Origin of the sequence: Mesorhizobium sp. M4A.F.Ca.ET.022.05.2.1, assembly GCF_003998845.1 — a bacterium.
Lineage (GTDB): Bacteria > Pseudomonadota > Alphaproteobacteria > Rhizobiales > Rhizobiaceae > Mesorhizobium.
Window position 1 is genome coordinate 1 of record NZ_RZOJ01000268.1, and the last position, 8562, is coordinate 8562.

Below are 8562 nucleotides of genomic sequence, written 5' to 3' on the forward strand. Positions count from 1 at the left end.
GTGAAGGCGGTGGACGAGGTTTCCTTCGAACTGGCACCCGGCCGCACGCTGGGCGTCGTAGGCGAGAGCGGTTCGGGAAAATCGTCACTGGGCCGGCTGCTGATCAAGCTGCTGGACAGCGACGGCGGCGGGATTTTGTTCGAAGGATCCGACATAGCCAAGCTTTCCGAAGCGGAGTTCCGCCCGCTTAGACCGCGGATCCAGATGATCTTTCAGGATCCCTTCGCGTCTCTCAACCCGCGCTCGACCGTCGGCCACATCTTGACCGTGGGTCCAGTGGCCCACGGGACGCCTTACGCCCAGGCGGGCGAGGAAGCACGTGCGCTTCTGGCCCATGTAGGTCTCGATGCCGGCGCTTTTGGCCGCTATCCGCACGAATTCTCGGGTGGGCAACGCCAGCGCATCGGCATCGCTCGCGCGCTGATGTTCAAGCCGAAGCTGTTGATTGCCGACGAGGCGGTTTCCGCGCTCGACGTGTCAATCCAGGCGCAGATCCTGCAGCTTCTTGACCAGATACAGCGCGAGACCGGCGTGTCGATGGTCTTCATCACCCACGACCTGCGCGTCGCCAGCCAGATCTGCGATGAAATCGCCGTGATGCAGAAGGGCCGGATCGTCGAGCACGGACCGCCCTCGCAGATATTCCTGAACCCGCAAGCCGCCTACACGCGCCAACTCGTGGCGGCAATTCCAGGGGAGAGGTCGGGCAATGCCCGTCCCATTGCAGCAAACGCATGAAAAATAACAAGAGAGGAACTACCATGACCAAAAATTCACAGACTACGTCCAACTACTCCAGGCGCGAAGCGCTGCGGCTGATGGCGCTTGGCGGGGCTGCAGGCCTCATCGCGCCCAATCTGCTGGGCAAGCCCGCCTTCGCCAAGACCCCTTCTGGGGGTCCGACCGGTCGCGTTGTCGTCGGCCTTTCGCAGGAGCCGACCGTGTTCAATCCGTTGATGGCGCATATCGAAGTCGATGACGCGGTCCATTTTTCTGTTTTCGACGCGCTGGTCCGGATGGATCCGCAAGGTGTGCTTCAGCCGAATCTTGCAGCCGAGGTGCCAAGTCAGAAGAACGGCGGCATTTCGGAGGATGGTCTCAACTGGCGCGTCAGGTTGCGCGACAATGCCCGCTGGCACGACGGTCAGCCCTTCACGGCCGAGGACGTGAAATTCACCCTTGAGCTCATCACGAATCCGAAGTTTCGGGCCTGGCGTACGAGCGGCCATTCGCTCGTGCAGGACATCACAGTGGTTTCGCCTACAGAGATCACATGGCGGATGAAGGAGGCTTTCGCGCCCTATCTTTCGTTCCTGGCCGAAACTTTCATGGTGCCCAAGCACATTCTGGAGAAAGAGGTCGATCCCAATACAGCTGCGTTCAACCAGGCGCCGATCGGCACCGGCGCATTCAAATGGAGCCAGCGCATCGCAGGCGACCATATCGAACTCGTCGCCAATCCCGACTATGCCGGCGAAGGCCCTTATGTGGAGCAGCTCGTCTTCAAATATATTCCCGATATGACCGTGCTCTACACGCAGTTCAAGAGTGGCGACGTAGACCTGGTCGATCAGTCGTACATCACTGCCGACCATTACTCTGAAGCCCGCGAACTGCCAGACCGCGTGGTGACACTGGAGACCGGGGCATCCTTGGAGTCGATCTATCTCAATTTGGGCCGTCCGCAGTTCAAGGACTTGGCCGTGCGCCAGGCGCTCTACGCGGCGATGGACCGGAAAGCTATCGTCGACACGATCTACTACGGCGTGGGCACGCTCACTGAGACCTTCATGCCGAAGGAGTCCTATTACTACAATCCGAACCTCCCCGTGCAGGAGTTCAATCTGGACCGCGCGCGTCAGATTCTGGATGAGGCCGGCTGGACTCCGGGACCGGATGGAATCCGAGCCAAAGACGGAGTGCGACTGTCGTTCTCTAACTCAACGACGTCTGGCAACAACCTCCGCGAGCAGACGCAGCAGTTCCTGCAGCAGACGTTTGCCGAGATCGGCGTAGAGATGAAGATCTCGAATCTGCCGGCCGCAGTCATGTGGGGCGAATTCTGGCTGAAGTCACAATTCGACACAGCCATGGTTGGCGTTACCTATCTGATTGCCGCGGACCCCGATGCCACAAATCGCCTTCATACGAAGGCAATCGCCGCTCAGGGGGGACACGGCTCGAACACCGGGCAATATTCCAATCCGGAGGTCGATGCTCTTCTCGAAAAGGGTGCTCGCATCTTCGATCCTGAGGAGCGGCGCGGAGTCTATAACCGCGTGCAGGAAATAGTGCGTCATGATCTGCCCTTCCTGCCGCTGTCGGCGCTTACGAACGTGCTCGGACGCAAGAAAGGACTGGACGGTTTCGAGCCCAACGCCAACACGCGCACTGCCTCGTGGCATGCCGCAGGCTGGCAGTGGAAGGCTTGATTACGCCGTTGCCGCCGCCCGATCTCACCGCGCGGCGGCGGCAATAGCATAGAACCGTCAACCCGAACGGAGGACTCAGAATGCGTGGCTTCCTGCTCAATCGCCTCTCGCAGAGCCTGGTATTGCTTGTGATCGTTTCGATCATCGGCTTCGGCATTCTGAATCTTCTGCCCGGCGGCCCGATGGCCCAATTCGGGCTCGATCCCGGGATGACCCAGCAGGACATCGAGCGCCTCAAGGGGCTGCTGGGCCTCGATCGCCCCATATGGATCCAATATCTGGACTGGGCGTGGCGGCTGGTGCGAGGCGACTGGGGACACTCCTTCCGTGACGGAGCGCCGGTATTGCAGATCATTGGCAGCCATCTCTTTGCCACGCTACTGCTGATGGGATCTTCAACGGTGATTGCTATCTCCATTGGCGCCTGGATCGGAATTCGGGGTGCCACGCGCCGCTACTCGCTATTCGACTATCTAGCGACTGTCGGTGCCATGGTCGCATTGTCGGTCCCTACTTTCTGGTTCGGACTCATCGGCATTTACATCTTTTCCCTGAAGCTGGGCTGGCTGCCGGCGGGCAATATATCCGAGATCGGCGATAGCTCGATCCTCGGCTATCTCCACCATCTGATCCTGCCAAGCATCGTGCTGTCGCTGGTCCATGTCGCGATCTGGAGCCGCTACATGCGAACGGCGACCCTCGACGCCATCAGCCAGGATTTCGTCAAGACGGCTCGGGCCAAGGGATTGAGTGAACGCCGGATTCTGATGAAGCATGTCGTCGGTAACGCGCTTTTGCCGATGATTACCTTGGCCGGAATGCAGCTTCCTAGTGTGCTCACCGGCGCGCTGGTGACCGAAACGGTCTTTACCTGGCCAGGTATGGGACGTTTGTTTCTCGATAGCCTTGGTTACAGCGACTATCCCGTTGTGATGGGGCTTTTGATGTTCTCGGCCATCCTCGTTCTGCTTGGAAACCTGATCGCCGATGTCGTCGTCGCTATTGTCGATCCGCGCATTCGTCTGGCTTGAACGCGCAACTTCCCCGACAGGAGACAGCCGTTATGACCGCTCTAACCGCATATGCAGCTCCAAGCCGATGGAGCAACAACCGCGCGGCACGTCGTTTCATGCGGCATCGCTTGGCGCTGCTTGGCTTGGCGATGATCACTTTCCTGTGCCTTGCTTGCGTCCTCGGCCCCCACCTTCTGCCGTATGATTCACTGTATATCGACCTGCGGGCCCGCTTTGCTCCTCCGCTCACCGGCCACCACTTTCTAGGCACTGATCCGCTCGGCCGCGACCTGGCGGCAAGACTCTTGATGGCGGGACGTATCTCGCTGCTGGTGGGGTTCTTCGCCATGGTTTTGTCGACGCTCGTCGGCACGATGGTCGGCGTGATCGCGGGCTATCGCGGCGGCTGGGTTGGGGCGACGCTGATGCGCACGGTCGATGGCTTCCTGTCGTTCCCATCGATCTTTCTGCTGCTTGCGCTGGCTGCTGCACTCAAGCCCAGTCCCGTGATGATCACCGTCATCATCGCGCTCACAAGTTGGATGGAGGTTGCCCGTATCGTTGAAGCGGAAGTGCGCTCGTTGCGCGAACGCGAGTTCGTCCTGGCTGGACGCATGTTGGGATTGAGCGGCACCCACATCATGTTCCGCGAGATACTGCCCAACGCCATGGGACCGATCATCGTTGCCTCCACCTTGACGGTCGCGCGAGCCATTCTCATGGAAGCCTACATCAGCTTTCTCGGCTACGGCATCCAACCGCCACTGCCAAGCTGGGGCAACATGCTCAATGGCGCCCAGCAATATCTGGGCAGCGCACCTTGGCTTGCCATCATTCCCGGAGCTGCGATCACCGTCGCGGTGACCAGTTTCAACTTCATTGGTGACGGACTGCGCGACGCGCTGGACGTTCGGGATGACCACATTTGAACGTTGGGCAAATAGCCCGCTCTCTCATCAGCAAACGCAACGAGAAGTCAGTCACGTGGACGAGCTCAAAGTCGCCGACAAGAATACGCCCTACTGGTGGGAAGCGGCGCCGGTGAGGCCGCTGCCGCCACAGCCTTTCGCCAGGAGGCTGGACGTGGCGATCGTGGGCGCCGGCTATGCCGGTCTCTCGGCCGGGCTCGTGCTGGCCCGAGAAGGGCGTTCGGTTGCAGCTTTCGATGCCATTAACCCTGGCGAAGGAGCCTCGTCGCGCAACGGAGGGATCACCAGTGGATCAATCCGACCGGACTATGCCACGATCACCAGGCGTTTTGGCGAGGATAAAGCCAAGGCGGTTGAGGCTGAAGGCAAGCTCGCGCGCGAGTTCCTCTATGACTTGATTAAGACCGAGGGACTCGACTGCGATTTCAAGCTGGTCGGTCGGTTCATGGGTGCTATCGGATACGACCAGTACGAGAAGATGGCCCGCGGCGCCGAGGCGCTGGCGAAGAGGCTAGGGATCGAATCGTACGCTGTTCCGCATGCCGAGCAGGGCAACTACATCGGCACCGACTTCTACCGAGGCGGCACGGTTCGGATGGACATTGGCGGTTTGCACCCGGCTAAGTTCCACGCCGAGCTCCTGCGGGTGGCCTTGGCTTCCGGGCTGACAGTCCACTCACGAACGCCCGTGATTTCCATCGAGAAAGATGTGTCCGGGTTCCGTGTCGCGACATCGGCCGGGACTGTGCAGGCTCGACAGGTGCTGGTCTGCACCAACGGCTATACTGATGCCGCCGCTCCATTCCTGCGCCGACGGCTGGTGCCGGTTCGCAGCCGAATTATCGCCACCGAGGAACTTCCGCCTGAATTGATGACGCGGCTGATGCCCAAGCTGATGATGATGGGTGAGAATCGGGAGCTAGGCTTCTATTATCGTCCTTCGCCCGACGGCACGCGCATTCTGCTCGGTGGGCGAGACAGTTCCCGCGGCAACAGCGATCCGACAGCCCCGACGCTCCGCCTTCGCAACGGTCTGGTAGAGCTTTTCCCGGAGCTGGAGAAGGTTCGCTTTTCGCATAGCTGGTTCGGCAACGTGGCCATGAACCGCGACATGCTGCCCCGCATCTTCGAGAAGGATGGCATCGTCTATGCCACCGGCTTTTGCGGTTCGGGTGTGGTCTGGGCACCGTGGGTCGGTACGCGTGCCGCCTACAAGCTGATGGGCCGCGCGCCGGAAGCAAGCACGGCTTTCGACTTCCGACCGCCGGCTTCCATTCCCTTCTATAGGGGCGATCCCTGGTTCTTGCCGGCGATCATCAAAGGCTATGGCCTGCAGGACAAGATCGCCTGGTGGCGGGCCCGCCGCTGAGAGCCCGAGGGGCATCTCTCGACCCCGGCCCGACGATCGTGGCCATGAGGAAAAGCATCACATGCACTACATCTCCACGCGCGGCCATCCCGAACGCAGGTCGTTCTGCGATATCCTGCTTGAAGGTCTGGCGCCGGATGGTGGGCTCTATGTGCCCGAGACTTACCCGATTGTGGACGATGCCATGCTGGATCGGTGGCGGGGCTTGTCGTATTCCGAGCTCGCCTTCGAAATCCTATCGCTCTACATCGACGATATTCCACCTGGCGATCTGAAGGCCATCTGCGCGAAGACCTATACGCTCGAGCTTTTCAGGAGCGATCGGATCACGCCGGTGCGCGCTCTCGGGATGGGCCTTCACGTCGCGGAACTGTCGAACGGCCCAACCCTGGCGTTCAAGGACGTGGCCATGCAGTTACTTGGTAACCTCCTTGAATATGAACTGGCCCGTCGGCGCGAGGAACTGAACATCCTCGGGGCGACCAGCGGCGACACGGGAAGCGCGGCGGAATATGCCATGCGCGGCAAGACGGGCATCCGTGTCTTCATGATGTCGCCGCACGGACGCATGAGCGCCTTCCAGCAAGCCCAGATGTTCAGCCTGCAGGACGAAAACATCCAGAACATCGCCATTGAGGGGGTATTCGACGATTGCCAGGACATCGTGAAAGCCGTGTCCGGCGATGCCGACTTCAAGAGGCGCCACAGGATCGGCGCCGTCAATTCGATCAACTGGGCCCGGCTGGTGGCTCAGGTGGTGTATTACTTCGCTGCCTATTTCCAGGTAACCGAAGACAACGCATCAGAGGTCGACTTCACGGTTCCTTCCGGCAATTTCGGCAACATCTGCGCCGGTCATGTCGCGCGCATGATGGGCCTTCCTATATTCCGTCTCGTCGTTGCGACCAACGAAAACGACGTGCTCGATGAGTTCTTCCGCACCGGTGTGTGTCGCGTGCGTAGCCAAGCCGATACTTATGAAACCTCAAGCCCTTCCATGGACATTTCAAAGGCATCGAATCTCGAACGTTTCGTGTTCGACCTGCTCGGTCGCGATGCGCGCCGGACGAAATCCATGTTTGACGGTCAACTAACGGATCGAGGATCGTTCGATGTCAGCGGTGATCCCGCCTTCGCGCAGATTGCGGGTCGTTTTGGCTTTCGCAGCGGCAAGAGCACCCACGCCGACCGGTTGGCGACGATCCGCGACACGTGGCAGCGTTCCAACACGCTTATTGATCCGCATACGGCCGATGGCGTGAAGGTCGCGCGCGAGCACTGCGTCCCGGAGAGGCCGATGATCGTGCTCGAGACCGCACTGCCGATCAAATTTGCTGGGACGATCATGGAGGCTCTGGGCCGGGAGCCCGATCGTCCGCAGCGATTCAATGGCATAGAAGGCTTGCCGAAACGGTACAAAGTCCTTCCAGTCGATGCGCAAGCTGTAAAGAAATACATCTCAGAGATCGTGCAGGGCGCGGGCTAGAGGAAGGGTCGCTTCGGGGACTGAGGACTGTTTCATCCATGGCCGTATACACCGAGCTCTCGGTTGACGAGGTCGCAGCATTCTTTTGGGCGTTGGGTCTGGGCAAACCGCATACCGTTCGCGGGATCACGACCGGAATTGAGAACACGAACTACTTCGTCGACACCGAAACCGGTGAGTACGTGCTCACATTGTTTGAGCGGCTTACGTTCGAGCAATTGCCGTTCTACCTCCACCTCATGAAGCACCTTGCGACGCGGGGGATGCCGGTCCCGAACCCGGTCGCCAGCGGCAGCTGCCAAATCCTTCACGCGCTGAAGGGCCGGCCCGCTGTTGTCGTCAACAGGCTTGCCGGCGAGAGCGTGACAGCACCGACCGAGGTACATTGTCGCTCAGTCGGGGAGGTTTTGGCGCGAATGCACGTGGCTGGAAGCGATTACCCACGACATCAGGTCAATCCACGAGGGTTTGAATGGTGGGACAAGGTGGCGCCAGTGGTCAGCCGCTGCATCTCCGATCGACAGCGCTCGCTGCTCTCGAGCGAGCTGGCCTTCCAGAAGAAGATCGCAGCGTCTCCTTCCTATAAGCAGCTACCAAAGGGTCCGGTGCACGCCGATCTCTTTCGCGACAACGTCTTGTTTGACGGTGAGTGCCTGACCGGCGTCCTCGATTTCTACTTCGCCGGATGCGACGCCTTTCTGTTCGACATTGCCGTGTGCCTCAATGACTGGTGCGTCGAAGGCTGCACCGTCCGCCAACACGATGAGCTAGCCGCGGCTTTCCTCGGCAGGTATGAGTCCGTTCGCGCGCTTACTCCAGCCGAACGCTCATTGCTTCCTGCAATGCAGCGAGCAGGAGCATTTCGCTTTTGGCTGTCGCGTCTCTGGGATCTGCATCTGCCTCGCGAAGCTGCGCTCCTCAACGCACACGATCCCAGTCACTTCGAGCGCCTTTTGCGGGTGCTTCGTGGAGAGATTGCATGAACAGGGCCCGACCATGAGCACAGCATTCCTTTCCCACATCGACAATGAACTTGCCGGGCTGAAATCGGCCGGCCTCTACAAATCCGAGCGGGTGATCACCTCGACGCAGTCGGCTGAGATCGAGGTTGGCGGCGACAAGGTGCTGAATTTCTGCGCCAACAACTATCTCGGCCTCGCCGACAGCGCCGAACTGCGCGAGGCGGCGAAGCAGGCGCTCGACCGTTACGGCTACGGCATGGCCTCGGTGCGCTTCATCTGCGGCACGCAGGAGGAGCACAAGCAGCTGGAGGCGACGATCTCGTCCTTCCTCGGCATGGACGACACCATCCTCTACGGCTCCTGCTTCGACG

The 8562-nt window shown here is 60.1% G+C and carries 8 protein-coding genes; all 8 read left to right on the forward strand.

Translation table 11 applies throughout. The features are described from left to right. Nucleotides 1–738: ATP-binding cassette domain-containing protein (locus EN745_RS24025; RefSeq protein ID WP_145992113.1), on the forward strand; the 738-nt coding region annotated here is incomplete at its 5' end. 23 nt (nt 739–761) lie between these two features. Continuing rightward, nucleotides 762–2432: a peptide ABC transporter substrate-binding protein gene (locus EN745_RS24030; protein WP_127422417.1), complete on the forward strand. Its 1671-nt coding sequence runs from the start codon at nt 762–764 to the stop codon at nt 2430–2432. A gap of 80 nt (nt 2433–2512) precedes the next feature. Then, nucleotides 2513–3463 (forward strand): ABC transporter permease, encoded by a 951-nt coding sequence (locus EN745_RS24035; RefSeq protein ID WP_127422418.1) that lies wholly within the window; start codon nt 2513–2515, stop codon nt 3461–3463. Between the two features lie 32 nt (nt 3464–3495). After that, a complete protein-coding gene (locus EN745_RS24040) occupies nt 3496–4374 on the forward strand; it encodes an ABC transporter permease (RefSeq protein ID WP_127422419.1) in 879 nt (292 codons plus the stop codon). A gap of 55 nt (nt 4375–4429) precedes the next feature. Further along, complete coding sequence (locus EN745_RS24045) at nt 4430–5743, forward strand: FAD-binding oxidoreductase (protein ID WP_127422420.1); 1314 nt, start codon at nt 4430–4432, stop codon at nt 5741–5743. A 61-nt stretch (nt 5744–5804) separates the two neighbouring features. Beyond that, the gene (thrC, locus tag EN745_RS24050) at nt 5805–7229 is read left to right on the forward strand and encodes a threonine synthase (RefSeq protein ID WP_127422421.1); all 1425 of its coding nucleotides are present in this window, start codon (nt 5805–5807) and stop codon (nt 7227–7229) included. A 38-nt stretch (nt 7230–7267) separates the two neighbouring features. Beyond that, complete coding sequence (locus tag EN745_RS24055; RefSeq protein ID WP_127422422.1) at nt 7268–8212, forward strand: homoserine kinase; 945 nt, start codon at nt 7268–7270, stop codon at nt 8210–8212. A 13-nt stretch (nt 8213–8225) separates the two neighbouring features. Then, a partial coding sequence (locus tag EN745_RS24060) for an aminotransferase class I/II-fold pyridoxal phosphate-dependent enzyme (RefSeq protein WP_127422423.1) occupies nt 8226–8562 on the forward strand: 337 nt, incomplete at its 3' end.

Coding starts and splice junctions, on each gene's coding strand:
- EN745_RS24030 (WP_127422417.1), top strand. CDS start 762: ATGACCAAAAATTCACAGACTACGTCCAACTACTCCAGGCGCGAAGCG.
- EN745_RS24035 (WP_127422418.1), top strand. CDS start 2,513: ATGCGTGGCTTCCTGCTCAATCGCCTCTCGCAGAGCCTGGTATTGCTT.
- EN745_RS24040 (WP_127422419.1), top strand. CDS start 3,496: ATGACCGCTCTAACCGCATATGCAGCTCCAAGCCGATGGAGCAACAAC.
- thrC (WP_127422421.1), top strand. CDS start 5,805: ATGCACTACATCTCCACGCGCGGCCATCCCGAACGCAGGTCGTTCTGC.
- EN745_RS24055 (WP_127422422.1), top strand. CDS start 7,268: ATGGCCGTATACACCGAGCTCTCGGTTGACGAGGTCGCAGCATTCTTT.